The sequence below is a fragment of the Reticulibacter mediterranei genome, assembly GCF_016587455.1.
The window spans coordinates 7,872,171-7,888,945 of the sequence record NZ_BNJK01000001.1 but is presented as its reverse complement, the minus strand read 5'-3'; the positions used below and the strand labels follow the sequence as shown (position 1 = coordinate 7,888,945).

Annotated in this window: 16 protein-coding genes; 6 read left to right on the top strand and 10 right to left on the bottom strand. The window is 51.1% G+C overall.

Annotated features, from left to right (window positions below; translation table 11 throughout):
- Together K3T83_RS33725 and K3T83_RS33720 are read right to left on the bottom strand one after the other, a co-directional pair.
- A complete protein-coding gene (locus K3T83_RS33725) occupies nt 1-360 on the bottom strand; it encodes a hypothetical protein (RefSeq protein WP_220207306.1) in 360 nt (119 codons plus the stop codon).
- 62 nt (nt 361-422) lie between these two features.
- On the bottom strand, nt 423-1,223 hold the full coding sequence (locus K3T83_RS33720) for a sigma-70 RNA polymerase sigma factor region 4 domain-containing protein (RefSeq protein ID WP_220207305.1): 801 nt from the start codon (nt 1,221-1,223) through the stop codon (nt 423-425).
- A gap of 227 nt (nt 1,224-1,450) precedes the next feature.
- On the opposite strand from K3T83_RS33720, the gene K3T83_RS33715 reads away from it, so the two are divergent.
- From K3T83_RS33715 to K3T83_RS33695, 5 genes are all read left to right on the top strand, one after another.
- Nucleotides 1,451-1,642 carry a hypothetical protein gene (locus K3T83_RS33715; protein WP_220207304.1) on the top strand — a complete coding sequence of 64 codons (192 nt, stop codon included), beginning with the start codon at nt 1,451-1,453 and terminating at the stop codon, nt 1,640-1,642.
- Nucleotides 1,643-1,805: 163 nt separating this feature from the next.
- Entirely contained in the window at nt 1,806-2,045 is a 240-nt protein-coding gene (locus K3T83_RS33710; protein WP_220207303.1) for a glutaredoxin family protein, read from the top strand.
- A gap of 15 nt (nt 2,046-2,060) precedes the next feature.
- Nucleotides 2,061-2,666, top strand: a complete 606-nt coding sequence (locus K3T83_RS33705; RefSeq protein WP_220207302.1) for a DUF2085 domain-containing protein — start codon at nt 2,061-2,063, stop codon at nt 2,664-2,666.
- A gap of 64 nt (nt 2,667-2,730) precedes the next feature.
- The gene (gene mtaB / locus K3T83_RS33700; RefSeq protein ID WP_220207301.1) at nt 2,731-4,194 is read left to right on the top strand and encodes a tRNA (N(6)-L-threonylcarbamoyladenosine(37)-C(2))-methylthiotransferase MtaB; all 1,464 of its coding nucleotides are present in this window, start codon (nt 2,731-2,733) and stop codon (nt 4,192-4,194) included.
- An 11-nt stretch (nt 4,195-4,205) separates the two neighbouring features.
- Nucleotides 4,206-5,246, top strand: coding sequence for a Vgb family protein (locus K3T83_RS33695; protein WP_220207300.1), 1,041 nt, complete (start codon nt 4,206-4,208; stop codon nt 5,244-5,246).
- On the opposite strand, the gene K3T83_RS33690 is transcribed toward K3T83_RS33695, so the two are convergent.
- Nucleotides 5,241-6,563, bottom strand: coding sequence for a hypothetical protein (locus K3T83_RS33690; protein ID WP_220207299.1), 1,323 nt, complete (start codon nt 6,561-6,563; stop codon nt 5,241-5,243). The two genes, K3T83_RS33695 and K3T83_RS33690, sit on opposite strands and share 6 nt — an antisense overlap.
- 247 nt (nt 6,564-6,810) lie before the next feature.
- On the opposite strand from K3T83_RS33690, the gene K3T83_RS33685 reads away from it, so the two are divergent.
- Nucleotides 6,811-7,032: a hypothetical protein gene (locus K3T83_RS33685; RefSeq protein WP_220207298.1), complete on the top strand. Its 222-nt coding sequence runs from the start codon at nt 6,811-6,813 to the stop codon at nt 7,030-7,032.
- Between the two features lie 166 nt (nt 7,033-7,198).
- Here the strand turns inward: K3T83_RS33685 and K3T83_RS33680 are convergent, their stop codons facing one another.
- The 7 genes from K3T83_RS33680 to K3T83_RS33650 are packed head-to-tail and all read right to left on the bottom strand — an operon-like array spanning nt 7,199 to nt 16,771.
- Nucleotides 7,199-8,377 carry a catalase family protein gene (locus K3T83_RS33680; RefSeq protein WP_220207297.1) on the bottom strand — a complete coding sequence of 393 codons (1,179 nt, stop codon included), beginning with the start codon at nt 8,375-8,377 and terminating at the stop codon, nt 7,199-7,201.
- A gap of 35 nt (nt 8,378-8,412) precedes the next feature.
- Nucleotides 8,413-8,814, bottom strand: coding sequence for a hypothetical protein (locus K3T83_RS33675; protein ID WP_220207296.1), 402 nt, complete (start codon nt 8,812-8,814; stop codon nt 8,413-8,415).
- Between the two features lie 24 nt (nt 8,815-8,838).
- Nucleotides 8,839-11,460: a caspase family protein gene (locus tag K3T83_RS33670; protein WP_220207295.1), complete on the bottom strand. Its 2,622-nt coding sequence runs from the start codon at nt 11,458-11,460 to the stop codon at nt 8,839-8,841.
- Nucleotides 11,460-13,001 carry a hypothetical protein gene (locus tag K3T83_RS33665; protein ID WP_220207294.1) on the bottom strand — a complete coding sequence of 514 codons (1,542 nt, stop codon included), beginning with the start codon at nt 12,999-13,001 and terminating at the stop codon, nt 11,460-11,462. The genes K3T83_RS33670 and K3T83_RS33665 overlap by 1 nt, the downstream gene beginning before the upstream one ends.
- Before the next feature lie 27 nt (nt 13,002-13,028).
- Nucleotides 13,029-14,954: a peroxidase family protein gene (locus tag K3T83_RS33660; RefSeq protein WP_220207293.1), complete on the bottom strand. Its 1,926-nt coding sequence runs from the start codon at nt 14,952-14,954 to the stop codon at nt 13,029-13,031.
- A gap of 6 nt (nt 14,955-14,960) precedes the next feature.
- Nucleotides 14,961-15,347, bottom strand: coding sequence for a hypothetical protein (locus K3T83_RS33655; RefSeq protein WP_220207292.1), 387 nt, complete (start codon nt 15,345-15,347; stop codon nt 14,961-14,963).
- Nucleotides 15,348-15,367: 20 nt separating this feature from the next.
- Nucleotides 15,368-16,771, bottom strand: a complete 1,404-nt coding sequence (locus K3T83_RS33650; RefSeq protein ID WP_220207291.1) for a Dyp-type peroxidase — start codon at nt 16,769-16,771, stop codon at nt 15,368-15,370.
- Nucleotides 16,772-16,775: the final 4 nt, after the last annotated feature.

The following is a 16,775-nucleotide window of genomic DNA, read 5'->3' as shown; positions in this document are numbered from 1 at the left end:
TCATGGCTCAGTCATCTCGTCACGCTCCTCAAGCTCGGAGAGCAGCACCAGTTCATCATAGACATCTCGACACGACGAACAGCCGCTTAAATGGTCAGAGACCTCCATTATCTCAACCTCTGATAGCTCAACCAGTGGATATTCAGGGCGCATGGCTTCGTAATAAGCAGGTAGACGACGAGAACACAAATCGCAGGTGAGATCAGCTTGCATAGCCAGCGCTTCGGCAAGTTGCGCCACTTTTTCCTGACAAAGAGGACACATATGAATATGAGCGGAGAGAGTGCTTCTGGCGACTGAAGCTTTCCCGTTCTCCCATCCATCGATATTTAAAAGGTGGAGCAGCTTTTCACATCTCATCGTGCTTCTTTAATCGAAAAGATAGTGTTACTTTGTGCTATGCCTATGATTACAACTGTACACTATTCCACAAGTAAGCGCAAGGTTTTCATCACTTCTGGCTGGTTCCGCAACACTTTCAATGCACGATGTCGCCAGAGATAAATATCCTGCACCTGCACCTCAAGCCGCCTTGCCAGTTCCTTTTCATCAATCTCAGCAATATACGTATAGAGCAGCACTTGCCGATAACGTCGATTACGCATGCCCAGAATAACCTCCGTGAGCTTCTGCTGCAACTCAATTATCAACAAATGCCGCAATGGATCGTTACTGGTATCTACGAATTGTTCACCGAAAAGTTCCGTCATATCATCAAGTGAGACGTTTCCCTCCTGTTGCCACTTGAGCAGAAAAGCACGCGCCTGACGCAGTAAAATAACCTGGGTCCATTTTAGAAATGAGGCGGGATCATCCGGTCCAGCCTCTTCACGCAAGCTGCTGAGATGCAATTGCTCCAATGTTTGATGCAACACATCTTCAAGCGCATGGGTACGGTGTTGTAGTACCTCAGCATAGCGCGTATGCAATAAGGATCGTTCCAGGTAGCGTCTCAGATTGGCAAATGCACAATTGCGCAGATCACGATTCGCTGAACGCCAGGCTCCGCATAGCTCACGACTGCAAATACGCAGAGCTATTCGTGTCAGCACAGCATGTGAGGGTTGTACTCCCTGCGCATCCTGCGCTCCCAACCGTTCCCATTCGACAACCATCCTCTCGGCCAATACCTCTGCGCTCAATAGATCCTGCGCGTATAAATAAATCGCCCTCTCTGCAAGAGCATGACATCTAGCCTGGAAGTCGTCGTGTTGTGTACTCATACTGTAATCTTCCGCTTCCTGTAGCTCCATATCTCGTCTTTATATACGTCCTTATGCAGCCTTTGGAACTTTCTGTTCCTAACCTATATGACGATATGGTTTCTCCCTCCCAAAATCGCCTCAATTTTTGCAAGTTTTGGCAGAACATTGCACACCTCTTAACTTAGATGGGCTATTGTTCCCACCCTTAACCAGCTTTCACAGCTTCAAGAAGGAGTACACGAATCATGGCAGTATCACGACAGAAGGCAGCCTTTCTCATTGTGTTGGTCTTCATCCTTAGCACCCTCTTCAATAGTATTCTCATCAAATATGATGAACGTGGAAACGCTTTCGCCATCCAATATCCTGCTCATACGGGCATCATTATGCCCTATCAACACCCTAAATTCTGTCCACCACCACCATTTGACTGTTAACTATTCCCACAGAAAAGTATCCCCCGGCGGTCATGCTCACCTAGCAAGAGACACAAAAAAGTTGTAAGATAGAGCTACTAGCCCGGGTGGAGTCATTGTTTGAAAAATGACGCCCTGTCATGAAACAGGGCGTGTTTACGTCTATAATTGCAAGAGATCAACGATGTCAGATAAAGTCACTTTCTATACCAAAGCAGGCTGTCATCTCTGTGATGATGCCAGAGATATGCTCGATGATATCGCGGCTCAGAAATCTTTCGAGCTAACGGAGATAGATATTCGCAAAGATCTCACGCTCTTTGAACAATATCGCTATCGCATCCCCGTCGTCGTTCTCAACGAAACCATTGTAGCCGAAGGTCGTATAGACTATAGCGACCTGGCGAATGCGTTTCATATCTAGCAAAGGAAAAGACATATGGCGACACAGGAATTACATCCATCCGATCAACAACAGATCTTGCCAGCACAGGCCGCACAGAGCAAGCGGGGATTTGAACGTTTTACCTATCATGCTGGCGAGTTCTTAACGGAACACTGGGCTACCATCATTACATGGGGGCTGGGACTGCTTGTATTCACCGCCATAGCGATTCCTTTCCTGTCGTTCTTTGGGTTGGAAGATCTCTCAAAACAGCTCTTCTATTCGCTCCACTATGTCTGTGCGCAGGTGCCATCACATTCGTTCTATATCTTCGGGCATCAGCTCGGCCTTTGCGAACGCAATTTCTCCATCTATACCTCCATGTTCCTGGGAAGTCTCGTCTTTGTGCTGAGCAAAAAGCGGCTGCCTGGCATCCCCTGGTGGGTATGGATACTGATGATGCTCCCCATCGCATGGGATGGCATTACACAAATGTTCGGCTGGCGCGAAAGCACCTGGATACTACGCGTTATCACTGGCACCCTCTTTGGCGTCGGCAACGTCTGGTTCGCGCTGCCCCTGATGCAGAAAAGCCTGTTGGAGACTCCCCCTCCATCCCATTACATGACACTGCCCAGACCATCTACCCAGAAGCGCTAAAATAGGCTATAATCAGGCGTACTGTGGAATATGATGGTAAAAGAAAGCCAGAAGATAGAAACATATGTCTGATCAAGTATCGAAGGGAACAACATTCGCTGTTACCACTCTAGGCTGCAAGGTCAATCAAGCTGATAGCGAGGCCATTGGTGAGCAGATGAGCGCCGCCGGGTTCGAGCAGCGCGATTTCCAGGAGGCTGCCGATGTCTATATCGTCAATACCTGTACCGTTACCCATCTTGGAGATCGCAGTTCGCGCCAGATGATCGCCCAGGCGCACCGTCGCCACCCCGATGCCTTGCTGGTTGTCACTGGCTGCTATGCCGAACTCAATCCCCAGGCAGTTTCCGCGCTGCCAGGGGTCAATCTGGTAATCGGCAATAGCGCGAAAGACTCGCTGGTTGATACGATCCAGCAACGCTTGCAAACACAGGAAGAGACGCCTCAAGCAGCAGTTGCTCCCACGCGTCCCCAGGGTATCGCGCTCCCGGTCCTCCCTCTCGATACACAACATATCGGCAGTGATGGCACGCTCGCCTTCCTGCCAGCCGAGCCAGAGCCGCAACCCGATAATCCAACACAGCATGCATCGCTCACTGATCACATTTCTGCCGCAGGACAAGCGAGCGCAAGCCTCTTCTCGCGTACTCGCGTGCAGATGAAGGTACAGGACGGGTGCGACAATCGCTGCACCTATTGTATCGTTCCCACTGTACGCGGCAAGTCACGCAGCCGCAGCATCTCCTCCGTCGTTGAGCATGTTCAGCGTAAGGCACGGGCAGGCTTTCAGGAAATCGTACTGACCGGCATTCATCTGGGCGATTATCATCCCGAAGATGATGAGCGGCGCGACCTGGGCGACCTGATCGCCGCGTTGCTACGAGAAACCGAGATCGCACGCATCCGCGTCTCCTCGCTGGAACCGGAAGATTTCCGTCTGGAATGGTTGAGCCTGTGGGAAGATCCCCGTATGTGCCGCCACTTCCACCTGCCAATGCAGAGCGGCTCCGATACTATTCTGCGCCGCATGGCACGCCGCTATCTCAGCGATCGCTACCAGACCATCGTAACCACCGCAAAGCAGATGATCCCCGGCGTCGCCATCAGCACCGACATTATCACTGGCTTCCCCGGCGAGACCGACGAGGACTTTGAGCAAACCTATCAACTGGCAAAAGAACTGGAATTTGCGAAGACCCACGTCTTCCGCTTCTCCCCGCGCCAGGGCACAGCAGCAGCCAGGATGCGTGGTCAGATCAAGGATGAAGTGAAGAAGGCGCGCAGCCAGCGTTTGCTCGATCTCAACGAAGAACATAGCTGCAATTTCCGCCAGCAATTTCTCGGCGAGACAATCCCGGTGCTGATCGAACAGTACAAGCACGGTTGCTGGGAAGGGCTGACCGACAATTACCTGCGCGTCGAGCTTCACGACCTCCCCGAACACAAGCAGAACTGGCAACACGCGGTTGTCAATGCCAGACTCACGCACCTTGTCGATGATGGGGTTCACGGCGAGTACGTCGAATAAGCATGAAACGCATGTTATCTCTCTGCTTGCTACTCATTCTCTTCCTGCTCGCGGCCTGTGGGAATCTGACGGTCCAGACCTCGTCGTCCCCACCGGCTACGCCATCGGCGCAAGGCACTTTTCAAGAATACACACTACCTCAAGCGAACAGTGGCCTGATGCGCCCGACCATCGATCAGCGGGGCCGTCTCTGGTTTGGCGAGATGGGACATAACCTGCTGACCTCCTTCGATCCACAAGCCCAAACATTCCAACACATCACTCCACCACATGGGAAGGCTGGCATCATGGGCATCGCTGTTGCCCCGGACAACACAATCTGGGTGGCAGAACAGTACGCCAACTACATCGGCCACTACTTTCCCGACAAGCAGAGCTGGCAAACCTACAATCTGCCAACAGTCAAAAATGGACAACAAATGCTGCCATCCGCCCCCAACGATATCGCGCTGGATGCACACGACAATGTCTGGTTCACCGAACTCAATAGCGACTCGATAGGCATGCTTGATAGCAAAACTGGAGCCATCAAACAGTATCAGATCGGAGCCAAAAAAACGGTACAGACCATCACTCCCTACGGCATCACCGTTGATCCACAGGGCGCGGTCTGGTTCACCGAAGCGACCTCTAACCGCCTCGGTCGCCTTGACCCAACAAGCAGCACGATGCGCTTCTTCACAACGCAGGATAAGAGTGATGTCTTAATGGAGGTGACGCACGATCAACATGGCAATATCTGGGCGACCGGCTTTACCAACGGCCTGCTTGTCCGGCTCAACACTCAGGGGAAGTTGACCTCCTATCATGTTCCCGGCAACAAACCCGGGGGCATCTACGGCATTGCAGTTGACCCTGCTGGGACGGTGTGGATAACCGTCCCGGCTCATAACGCCCTTGCCAGCTTCGATCCCACCAGCACGCGCTTCACCACGTATCCGTTGCCCAGCGCAGATGCCTTCCCTTTTGGTCTCGTCATCGGGAAAGATCAAACGATCTGGTGTACTGAAGCCGGAAGCAACAAGATAGGCATGCTGCATGCTGCCTCATGAGACGTTGGGAACAAAGAGATGTCCATGCGATTTCTTCAGCTTACGTCCCAGTTGCGCCACATCGCTCGAACAGCCATAACTGCTCTCTTCAAGCTGCCGCACAATCTGGATGATGCGCGCAATGTTGAATTCGGACTTCACGGCCAGCGATCCCTTCAAGGAATCCTCCGCAAAGCTTAACGCCATCGGATATTCTCGCAAGCCAATGTACGCCTTAGATCTGAGCGCATCGATATAGGCAAAGCGGCGCGGCAAAGTAACCGGTGTGGCCTCCTCCGCCAGTTCCAGATCGCCCAACGCGTCCACATACATCTTCAGCGCAATCAGCGCCTCGGCACGCGTCAGATGATACCAGCCGGGGCTAAATTTGAGGAAGTTTTCGTCATCCTCAGCGCGATAATGCGAGACATATTTATAGCCCTGATCCAATCGCTGCATAACCTGCGTCCTCTCCGTCTCGCTGCGTGCCGTATATGCATGCACCAGTCCCCATTCGAGCGAGGCAAAGCCATTCATCAGCGGGATTGCACGCTCGGCGTGAGAGAGGGCTACGTCAACATATGGCACGATAGTAGAGAGGTTCTCTTGCCCGGACGAGGTTATGTTCTGCTCAAACCCGGTAAGACCACGCCTCAAGAACGCAATCGTCATCAAGTCGCTATTGGCGCTGCTCACATGCACCTCTTCGGCTCGCTTGATCGCCTTTTGCGCATGGGCAATGGCCAGCTCGTAGTTGCGCTGCTCACGGGCGATATTGACCGCGAATTGATGATAGCGCGAAATAAGGGTGATGCCCATGATCCGGTGCTGCTCGCGTGCATACGACAGCAGCGTCGCCAATTCCTGAGTTGCGAAGCCGACCTCATCAAGTGCGGCCTGCCCATGCCGATGATAATACCCGGCAAAGTACTGCGTCAGGGATTGCTGATACTCATCAAGGACATGCTTCTGAAGGGTGGTCTGTTTTGATAGCCGCGTCGCCATCTGAGGCGTATCCATCATAGCCAGTGGCACCTTTGCCAACCCATCACTCAACCCTAAAAGGAGGGGGGGGATACTCAAAATCTGAGCAATGATGCGTCGTCGCGTGATATCCAGTGGAACAGCATTGGTTCTTTCCATTTGTAATACCCAGATTCTCGTTTTGGGTTTTTCACCCAGTGCTTGCCCATACAACTTACCGAACCGCGTTGCACTTATTCTGTTCACGACTACACGATAATGCCGTACAACTTCACCACTATGTGGATACCCATCGTTGCCTTCGCTAAATGGTCCGAACTGTCCTTGATCGCCCCAGTAGTACAGTCCTGACATCAGCTACTCCTTTGCCTGGTAACTGTTGTACTCGTTTAAGTATAGCGGATATCACTCGACAGAAACAGCCTTGTAATCTATAAAAGTAAACCTACAACTTTACATTGTAGCAGTGTTCTCAAGTTTACGCCTATTACAGATGGTATACTTATGTCTATCTTCAATCCCTCGATTTCAAGTATGTCATTATATCGTATCTATTGTCAATCTTGCATCCACACCACAAAAGGAAGGGAACCACGAGTTCATGAGGGATAATCTCAGCGAGGTCGCTCGCATTCGCCAACAAATCGCCGAAGAATACGCTGCCGCACGCAGGGGCTTAGAGGGACCGGCGATCATCTCTCGTCATGAGTTCATCGCTACTCGTATGGATAACATGGGGCGTTCCTATCATGAACTATCAGAATTGTTAGGGGAGCAAGAAGCAATCAAAGTTGTTGCAGAAACCATCTGGCCCACTCTATGATTCAGGCATGCGAAGGAGTGCAGCAAGCGCCATCCGAATATGGCAGGGGCGACGGCTTGTCCTCGCCCGTTTTGCCCCTATTGTTTATATTGTGAGACAGGGCGAGGACAGGCCGTCGCCCCTGCCATGATTTCGTGGATGCACCAACCAATGTTTATTACGACCCCTATTCGTCGTCAAACACCTCCGTCCCATCTGGCTCGATCCTCGTTTCTTTGTTCATCTTCATGCGCAGCCCCGACAATTGATAATAAATGGCTCTTCTGGCCCGATTCTGATTCCCTAATGGGCGATGTTCCGCAATACAATGCCAGGGGTTATACGATAAGTTCTCCGCAAAAACAAGCTGGCTCGCAGAATCAAAGCGCTGAACTGGCAATCGTAACCTTGCAACCGGGATAAATGGAGAGAGTCGTTCAGGCCACTCGACGGACGCGTCTTCAATGGGCATCCTGAAAGCATCCGTCTGGAACTGGATCATAAAATCAAAACAGACCTCATGTGTACACAACGTGTTCGCCATTGCCTCCCTCAGATAATTGGCCGAAGGATTTCTGGGAATCTTCGTCGTCTCATGAGAACCGGGTTTCATTGTATAGTGAACCGCCTGTCCATCACCAAACAGATATGCCACACAACTATAATATTGCGCCTCTAACGGGTTGCTCTGCGTCTTCGCATACAAACCCTGCATAATTGCATCTAAAAAATGAGAGTCAAAGGGATTGATGAAATAGAAGAGTGGAGTGCCGGCCAACGATTCTTTCTGTAGTTTGAGATTCTCGACAATATTGGGCGTAGTGAAGGTTGGCGCGCTGATGCCCGTGAAATCCTGCGTCCATTTTTCATCTTCGAGCAACTTCTCCCCTTCTATCCCCATCAGCTTGATACCAATACTCAATACCCCGTTATCTTTGATATCGGGAGGCGCTAAAGGACCGGGACCGGCAAAACGTACCCATGCCGGGTATGTTCTGGGATATTTAAAAACACCTTGCCGCAAATGGTCCGCAAGATCGGGCAACACCTCGAATTCGCCTCTCACAACGCCATACGTTTTTGTGTTCCCTGCGCGTAGAACAAAGCTATGCTCATAATGCTTCTTCAGAAACAGCGACATTTGCTCTATAATCCCCTCCGTAATTGCTTGCTCATTGGGCAGCAACCTCTCTTCTCCTATACGCAAATGTTCATCTTTACGCTTTATATTGATGAGAGCCTGGACTAGCGTTGAGATCGGTTTGCGAAAAATCTTATCCAGGGTTGCTCGATAATAGGGATCGATCCGGCGCTCAAAATAGAAGAGCGCCAGGAACAGATCGTTGATCAGTTTTTTGATGCGCATAAGCTTTTACCCCATTTGCTAAGGCATATTTACGCTCAACATGTCTTTGTATTTCTGGACAATGGCCCTTTGCCAAGAGACGCCATCCCTAACGCAGCTCCGATCAGTGAGGCTCCACAACAAAAAATGGCTGCTCGTTTTGATATCTGACCGGTGAAGCCTGCTATGGCCGCCGCAATAGCATCTATCAGATCAATCGCAGCACTCATTTGCAGGTGCCGATGCAACACAATGCCATCAGATGATAGAAGCAATACACCCATAAGCACGTCACGGACGCCAAAGAGTCGCAGAGGATACGGAAATGCAGGATTCGCTCCGACATCAATCAACATAGCCCTGGTCGTTACTCCTGGTAAAAGCCAACTGGTTATTCCTATAACAAAGCGTGCGCCAATAAGCATCGTAAGAGCCTGATTTTTCGTGAGAGTAAACATGCCTACCTTCCCTTATTGATCTTTTCAAAACATCTTCAGCTTCAATTTCTGCACCAGACCCGCTGTTGCCTCGCCAATGGAGGCAGAAGGTGCATGGAGCGCCTGCACAAGCTTAGCAATAGTCAGATTCTCCCTCACCCAGTCCTGCGCTTGCTCATCGGTAGCGGCAGACTCCGATGCCAGAGATAATCGTGACAGAGCGATATACTCAAGCAAAAAGCGTTCGAGATTGCTCAGATTATGCTCTTTAACAAAATCGACCATCCGCTGATGACCAAAGCTGTCAGCCAGCGCCATGATCTGAGGATAGACAAAACGCAGCACAGATAGATCAAGAGGCTCCCCTGATGGCACTTGAAGAGCGTTCAAAGCACGCCTCCAGGTGAGCCAGGTGCCATCACCCCAGAGACTATCAGCAACAAAGCTGGCGAGCGAGCCGCTACGAATAATTTCTTGCTGCATAATACTTGCGCGCACAAGTATATTCCAGCTACTACGCAACATCGGCGGTGCCTGATAGGTCGTGTGGTAGTCAGGATAACGATATACAGGATCATTTGTTAAGAGATTACGGAGGTAGATATCAAGAGCAATAACATCAGGATGCGAACCTATCATATGATACAGAATATCCGTTACATTACGCAACAGATCCAGATCAGGCTTCTCTGCCAACAAAAGTTGATGCGCTCCATAGAGACCAAGCATTGGATTTCTGTGATCCCTCCAGATCATTTTGCCCAGTTCATCAGCATCCAAAACAACACGCCCTCTGAGCAGTCCTTGACGCGCCAACTCCGCCTCCCTGAAGCCTGTACGCTCCGGCTGAAAACCTGTCCCAATTGGCACCATGAATATTGAGGCTGCATTCACATCGGCGCGCAACATCTGGCAATCATCCAGATCCCCAAAAAACCTGCGCAAAAGGAATAGCTGTGTTTGCCATCCCTCGCACGTCACAACGATCTGTTCCAGAATTTCAACGTTGTCAGCATCTCCAGGCAGTTGCACCCGCAGGCGATAGGCACCTGGATCAACCTGAACATTGCAGCCAACCCAATGGTCCGTCTCTGGATTATCAATATCCCGCTCACCCTGGCGCGTAAAATCAACCAGCAGGTTGCCTGCAAGATCATGCAGTGTGAGACCAGTGGCCGAATCATTGCACCCCTGCTTCGCCAGATCACGTACAAAAACAAACAACTGGCTACCAATACCGACCTCATAATGGATTCGTTTGCTCGCTTGATTTGCGCTCTCTTCATGATAATCCTGTGTTGTACGCGTCTCTTTGAGAGGAACTGAGGTCGAGAAGGATAATTCAGGAGCCGAAACCAACACAGGTGAGCTACCTGCTTGCAGCTCTACATATCGCTCCTGCATGAGAAAACCTGCAACAAATTTTACTTTATAGATGCCAGGTTCAAGATCAACCTCAAGCTGTCCATGTCCACCAGTAATTCCTTCTGTTACACGCTGGAAGTGATTATCGATGATAAAGATTTCCGTTGCTGCATTTTCTGCATCCACGACAAGACGAACCTTCTCAGTGATGGCATCGTGCTGCTCTGCTGCTATTCCATCCAACGATATTGTCAGCGCATTGCTTCCCGTCACATCAAAGAACTTTTTCTGTCCGGTTGCTGATACCTGAAGCTGATAGAAACCCGGCGACAACTGTATCTGCCATGCCCCGTCTTTGCCCATATGGGTTCCAATAACGGTATGCGAGGCGTCCATAAGTGTGACGCTCATTGCAGGATCGAGCTGCCCAACATCAATCTGTACTGTCGCTTGAGGAGGGTGCTTCGCCGCATTTTGTGAGAAAATCCAATCATCGTCACCGTCGAAATCAGGATCTTGAAATTCCCCACCTCCCTGCGCCTGACTATCAGCCAATAGCTCTCGCACAGAATGATAAACAGAACCTTTTAACTCCTGTTCCGTTACACATCCCTGCTCATCAGTCACATCGCCTCTCAGCGCTTTGAGCAGAGACCAGGTAAACACTCCTTGCGCCATGCCATCGATCATCCGTTCGCGCGATAGCCGCCCCCACTTCGTAGCAAAGCCATAAAACTTCTTCGCCCGGTTCCTGCTTGTACTCACGCCCCAGGCAGGTAAAGAGAGCGGAAAGTTGATGAGCGGCTCGTTGCGACAACAGTCCATAAAGAGGACAACTTCCTGAAAAAGACCAGATTTGACAAACCATTCAGCACAATAATGACCGGCAAAATGCGGCCAGAAGCCCTGTTGGGCATTCGCCATGAGCAATACCGACTCCTCAATACCAAGCTGCTCAGTATCTACAGAAAAACCATGTCCGGCCAGATAAATGTAGAGCCGCTTCTCTGACCTACCCTGATGATGCAGGTTTTGTACTTTCTCTCGCAATTGCTCAAACGCAGCGAGAATATCTTCCACACTCGACAGCCGATCATCATTGACTTCCAGATGCGCTGGATCAGGTACGGGAACCAGAACAACCTCAATATTCTCTTGTGGTACGCCACCTCCGCTTTGATCCTCCGATGCGGCCAGCCACTCCGCAAAATGCCGGGCATCGTTGACTGGCCCACTAAGATCAGAGTGAAACAGCGGGTAATGGGCAATACCAACGACTATCGCATAATCATTCTGTCCCATTACCCCAGTCCATTCGTCAGGATATACTCCAGGCTTGTCAAAGTGAAGGTTTCACGATAGAAATCTCCATGATGCTCTGCGTGCGACGAAAGGCCATCTCCCCCATCCACAATAGACCAGACGTTATTACGTTGAGAGGTGTTCAAGTATTCGAGTATCTGCGGAATCTCTGACCAGCGGTTGACAAGAGCCTGTGTTTTGAAAAAGCGTTCCATCCCCAGAATAGGCGTATCAGCCACCTCTTCAAACACACCGGATACGAGGTAGAGCAACGAGCGGGTGTAAATGTTCGGCACGATCACGTCAGCCTGCTCTCTCTGATCGTCCATTGCGAAAATGCGAATCGCAGCTATTCTTTCTTGACATGCTTTCAACGTATCAGCAAACAATTTGTATGTGCAAGCAGGCGCAAGGGATACCACATTAAAAGTTACGTCCTCTGGTAATATCTTTTTTATTTGCTGCAAAAGCTGACAGACATAAATCGCTCCCGCGCTATGTCCAACAAGTGTAATCTGGGGATGATGGCCGTCTTGATAATACGCCTGGAGTTTCTTTAGAAACAGTGAGCCGCCGTGATCTGGCTGATTAAAAGCATCCGTCACTTCCTGCTTGATATGATCCCAGACATGCTTCCCGATGCTCGCCAGATAAAACGCTCGCAGAATTTCTTCGACAACAGTTGGATAGAGACCATGATCGGTTTTCTGTGCGAAGCGGTCAATGACATGCGACAACACCTCAATAGCCTTGCCAGCCACGAACTCAATTGCTGACCCACCAATACCACGCGACGCCTGATCCTCCTGCTGGGTCATCTGCTCCATGACATCAGGAGAGATAAGCGTCGGAGCCGTCTCTCCACTCTCGCCGCCCTCTATTCCACGCGCCATACCTTGAGGAGAAGATGCATCCGCCTGCCCTGCCTGACGATATCCATTCACGACCTTTTGCACTTCATCCTGAAGGTCCGGATTAGTAGTCAGGGTTTGAAAAAACTGCTCTCTTTCCTCATCTTGCAGTTGCTCATGAGCGGGAAGAGCAGGCTGAACGTTTGCAAATGGCTCACGACCATCTTCTGGTGTATGCATTTCCTGCCAGACATCATCTTCATCTGGGAGATCCAGCCCTCCACCTACTGCGCGCACGCCACCAGCCTGGACACTCGCAACTTTTGCTCTGGCAAACTGAAGCACCTGCATGAGCAATTGCTGAAAGATGCCCTCTTTCGCAATCTGCAACAATTGTGCTTCCACAAAACTAAACACACCCCCTTCCTGATCAATGACCTCTGGAACGCTTGTCTCCCAGATAACAAATATCTGGTAGGTATTAACATTCTGGAAGCGTTGCATGAGATTCTCAGCAGTCTCCCTGGCATGCTCCACGCTCACAAGCCCGCCATGAAAGTTCAGCACAATATGGTCCTGATGCGGATCGGCGGCAAGCGCCTCGAAGAGATGGTCCAGATCTTGCTTCGAGGTCTCATCAAAGACGCCGTCTTTCAATTGGATATAGTGATCTTTCGTGAGCAGCATCATTGCTCTTCCTCCTTAACTTCAGCCATCTCAAACGACCCTGGGCCAGGGCGTAAAGGCATTATCAACACCACGCAAGGCCGATGCCAGATGAGGATAGTGTCGTAGCAGGACCGTTGACATCGAGTTATCCCTGATCCAATCCATACCAGCCTGCGTGTAGACCTGCGGGGTAAAATCCTTCGTGAAGAAGCGGTCGCTGTTCAAGCGCCGCGATGCCATTAAAATGAAGATGCGGAAAGCGGTCTCGCTGAAAGCAAAACCTGCGGGCCGTTTCTCAGCAAACATGCCGACGATCAAATCCACGCGTTCCAGATCGTTATTGTAGACACGTCGTACTTTCTCGGCCAGCGTTGCATCGCCAGTCAGTTCCTCAAAACTGCTCGCCGGGGGCAGATGGAGCAAGCGACGAAACTGGTTGTAGCGCGGCACCCCCAGTTCTCGCGTGCGCATAATATCCGTTGCCGCCAGGTCCATCATATACCCGTCGGGCCGCTCGAAATTTTGCAGGAAGCGGGGGAAATTATTCAGGATAATCGCGCCAGGGTTTGCGGAACCAAACGAATAGAAAGCATCGGTCAGCGAGATGTGCTGCAACATCTCTTCGGAGTGAGGTCCAGCCAGTTCGCGGAAGGTACAATCCAGCAAGGTCTCATCACTCTCGATTGCGCGGAAGGTGTAATCGTCGGGAATGAGTGGATGCATACGATAGACAATCGTAAATTCCTCGGTCAAACTATAAGGGATGCCATAATGGTTGGTCTCAGAACCGGGAATGCCGCTAATCACCTCGCTATCACTGAGACGGCCAAACAGCTTTTGCAGACGCTCCATTTCCAGCCCCCACCAGTTCGCGCGTAAAGCATATTGCGATGTTGGATGGCTGATGATCGCCGGGGTCCATTCTACGGTGTGAATCTTCGCAATCAGGGCCGCGTTCACGATGCGCGCTCGCTCGAAAACATCATCATCGGACCAGTCAGGATACTCGCTACGCAGGCGGTCACAAATGGAATTGTGTTCCAGCGTAAACAACGTCTGCATCATCTCCATACCCAGCCACCAGCCGGGCACCAGGGCAGGATTAAGAGCTGGATCAGAGGGCAGGATCAACCGACCATCACCGCCAATGATCAATTTGCCATCTTTCCCGGAACGCCTGAAAGCTGCAATCTTTTTGTCAACGCCGTAAATCTGGGAAGCATCCCACCAGTGCGTCTCGGTATTGATATAGGTTGGAGGCAACTTCGCGGAACTGGCTGATCTCGTCGAATCATCCGGCACCCGCAAAATCTTCATTGGATGCTCCGGCCAGGGATCATCGTCTTTCAATTCGATCACCCACGGATTATCCTTTGGACTCGTGCCATGACTGAACCAGTCGCGCACCATGAACTGAATCCAGGCTGCTGCCAGAATGTTAACCGTCGTTGCAGGCTGGAACTTCTCACGCGTCAACAACTCCAGGCTGACGGTACGTGGATTGGGATTGAGGATAGCAGGTTTCGCTTCGGGGAATGTATACTCCAGAGGCAAATTGCGACCAAAACGCGAGCCGGCCATCCCCATCATTGGATGCTCCAGGTCATTGTAGCTCCCGTCAATCGTGCGATTGACGAGTTGATGTGACTGCATTGGTTCAATCGGGGGTTGATTGATGGCTGGCTCATCGGTCGTATCATGCAAGTTCTGTTGCCGCAAGATGTTACGCAGGCCAATCAACATCAGCAATCCTAGCGGGGTCGGCACTTTATCCCAGCCAACTGCACGGTCAAGTATCTCCGCTGCCCGATCATAGAGACGCCAGAACGTCGTTTGTCGGTAGTTGGGTGCAGGTGTTTTTTTGAGAACCGATTGTTGTTCAGTGGTAGGACGCTCACGCAGCACCAGAGCCGCAGCAATACCAGCGGCAAGCGTACCCACCGCTAACCACATCAAACGCTTGAGTAATTTCATCGTCTTTCACCTTTCGCTTTTGCGCGGTTGCGCTAAGATGGCCAGAATTGTATTGAAACCGGACAGCGCAGTGAGCAGGATAGATACGCGTGAAGGGAGTTGTCCCTGAATACCCGCCAGCGCAGCCGAGGCCGTATCAGAAGCATGAATAGGAATGGCATAGCGTAGGGAACGCTCCCTCCACTTTTCGTCCGGCACCAGTAGCTCGATACCCATTACGATGGTGCGAATTCCGAACATGCGTAGTGCATAAATTACGGCGGAGTTTGGATTATCTCCAAATCGTCGCGCCAACAGTGCAGGGGCAAATAGCGCGGCAGTCCCATTCACAATCCTGATCCCGGCAAGCAGGACACGCGCATAATCATGAACGTTCTCAAGTTTACTGGTCATTTCTATCTCCTTACATCAGGTCAAAGGCTGGTCAGGTAGTTAATGGCGTTGATACCCGGCATGAAAAAGTACGCTCCTCCCACAACTGATACAAAGTGGGGAAGATCGATGAACCGCTTGCGCACCGGCCTCGCTTGTACGGTAAAGGTGCCGCCATCAGGCCGACGCATCCCTATCAGCGGATCGGCGTCCTCATAGAGGCCATTAAAATGTGGATTGTTGACCCACGTATGCTGAATGAACTCAAACTGGCGCGCGATGTTCGCGTTGAAACAGAGGAAATGCAGTCCACGATCCTGCTCATCCACTCCTTCCTGCTCACCATCGACATCAATTGGAAGGCCATACTCTCGTCCTCGGCGCAGAATACGATGCCGCTTGCCAACAGCGATAGATTGCTCCGAGCCAGGCTGAGGATCGAGCGTATCACGCGGATTGGCACGCCGAATATGAGCGCCCATAGGACAGTTGAAGCCGTAAGGGTCTGTTCTATAGTAGGTAAAGTCGTTCGCATGCGCTAATTGTGGGTCGTCCTGCACTGGCGCTTGCACAAGTGGCGCACCACCGGGCCAGCGTCCAACCATCTGCGCGGCAAGCTGTATACTCGCGGCCCGATCACTGCTCCCATCGGGTTTCCTGGTTGCTGCATACAAAAACTGCCAGAAGCCGCGCACATCCTGGCGCAATTGCCGAAAAACGAGATAGCTGCCATTGCGCCCAAAATCCACGTTACCGCTCCCTCCACTATCGCGGGGGAGATGACCGTCCGGGTCTAGCGCAGGCGCGAGCAAGGGTCTATCGGTATACAGACTATACTCGTTGGGATATCCCAGCAAAAATTCTCCTGCCTTGATCATATCTATAGGCATTGCCTTACGCGAAGATCCCTCTATAACGGGCTGTGAGATACCATCCTGAAAACCAAAATGCTCCTTACCGCCAAGATCGACGGTATCTAGTTTCAAGATCTCTCGTATCCCATTTGTCGCAAATGCCTGCGCATAGACTGTATGGTTAGTAGACAACATGTGGTCATCCTGAGCAAACAATAGCAGTACTGCATCAACCGGTATTGTTGCAGGTCCGCCCCAGAGCCAGCGCGAGGGGACACTCTCCTCTGCGTCTCCTAGCAGCAGGCTACGATGAGGGGTTGTCATGCCGGCAGTAAACTCGTTGGAGAACATTGCCAATGCCGATGGTGCCAGCCCAAGCTTTTGGATGCCAGTATACGTCAATGCAAGATTAAGCGCGTGTTCCTGGGGTCTGGCTTGCCCTGTTGTAATTGAGCTGCTCAACGTCTTCAGCCACGATTTAGCAGCGCGTGGATCATCAATCGCCAGCAAAATGTAGCAGGCAGCCTTCAGATTGCCATACCCACGTATGATAAGTCCCTGGATATCTTGAAGATCGAGCGTATCAATCATATCA

Excerpts from the sequence above, each read along its gene's own strand:
- K3T83_RS33725 (WP_220207306.1), bottom strand. The coding sequence starts at position 360 with ATGAGATGTGAAAAGCTGCTCCACCTTTTAAATATCGATGGATGGGAG.
- K3T83_RS33720 (WP_220207305.1), bottom strand. The coding sequence starts at position 1,223 with ATGAGTACACAACACGACGACTTCCAGGCTAGATGTCATGCTCTTGCA.
- K3T83_RS33715 (WP_220207304.1), top strand. The coding sequence starts at position 1,451 with ATGGCAGTATCACGACAGAAGGCAGCCTTTCTCATTGTGTTGGTCTTC.
- K3T83_RS33710 (WP_220207303.1), top strand. The coding sequence starts at position 1,806 with ATGTCAGATAAAGTCACTTTCTATACCAAAGCAGGCTGTCATCTCTGT.
- K3T83_RS33705 (WP_220207302.1), top strand. The coding sequence starts at position 2,061 with ATGGCGACACAGGAATTACATCCATCCGATCAACAACAGATCTTGCCA.
- mtaB (WP_220207301.1), top strand. The coding sequence starts at position 2,731 with ATGTCTGATCAAGTATCGAAGGGAACAACATTCGCTGTTACCACTCTA.
- K3T83_RS33695 (WP_220207300.1), top strand. The coding sequence starts at position 4,206 with ATGTTATCTCTCTGCTTGCTACTCATTCTCTTCCTGCTCGCGGCCTGT.
- K3T83_RS33690 (WP_220207299.1), bottom strand. The coding sequence starts at position 6,563 with ATGTCAGGACTGTACTACTGGGGCGATCAAGGACAGTTCGGACCATTT.
- K3T83_RS33685 (WP_220207298.1), top strand. The coding sequence starts at position 6,811 with ATGAGGGATAATCTCAGCGAGGTCGCTCGCATTCGCCAACAAATCGCC.
- K3T83_RS33680 (WP_220207297.1), bottom strand. The coding sequence starts at position 8,377 with ATGCGCATCAAAAAACTGATCAACGATCTGTTCCTGGCGCTCTTCTAT.
- K3T83_RS33675 (WP_220207296.1), bottom strand. The coding sequence starts at position 8,814 with ATGTTTACTCTCACGAAAAATCAGGCTCTTACGATGCTTATTGGCGCA.
- K3T83_RS33670 (WP_220207295.1), bottom strand. The coding sequence starts at position 11,460 with ATGGGACAGAATGATTATGCGATAGTCGTTGGTATTGCCCATTACCCG.
- K3T83_RS33665 (WP_220207294.1), bottom strand. The coding sequence starts at position 13,001 with ATGATGCTGCTCACGAAAGATCACTATATCCAATTGAAAGACGGCGTC.
- K3T83_RS33660 (WP_220207293.1), bottom strand. The coding sequence starts at position 14,954 with ATGAAATTACTCAAGCGTTTGATGTGGTTAGCGGTGGGTACGCTTGCC.
- K3T83_RS33655 (WP_220207292.1), bottom strand. The coding sequence starts at position 15,347 with ATGACCAGTAAACTTGAGAACGTTCATGATTATGCGCGTGTCCTGCTT.
- K3T83_RS33650 (WP_220207291.1), bottom strand. The coding sequence starts at position 16,771 with ATGATTGATACGCTCGATCTTCAAGATATCCAGGGACTTATCATACGT.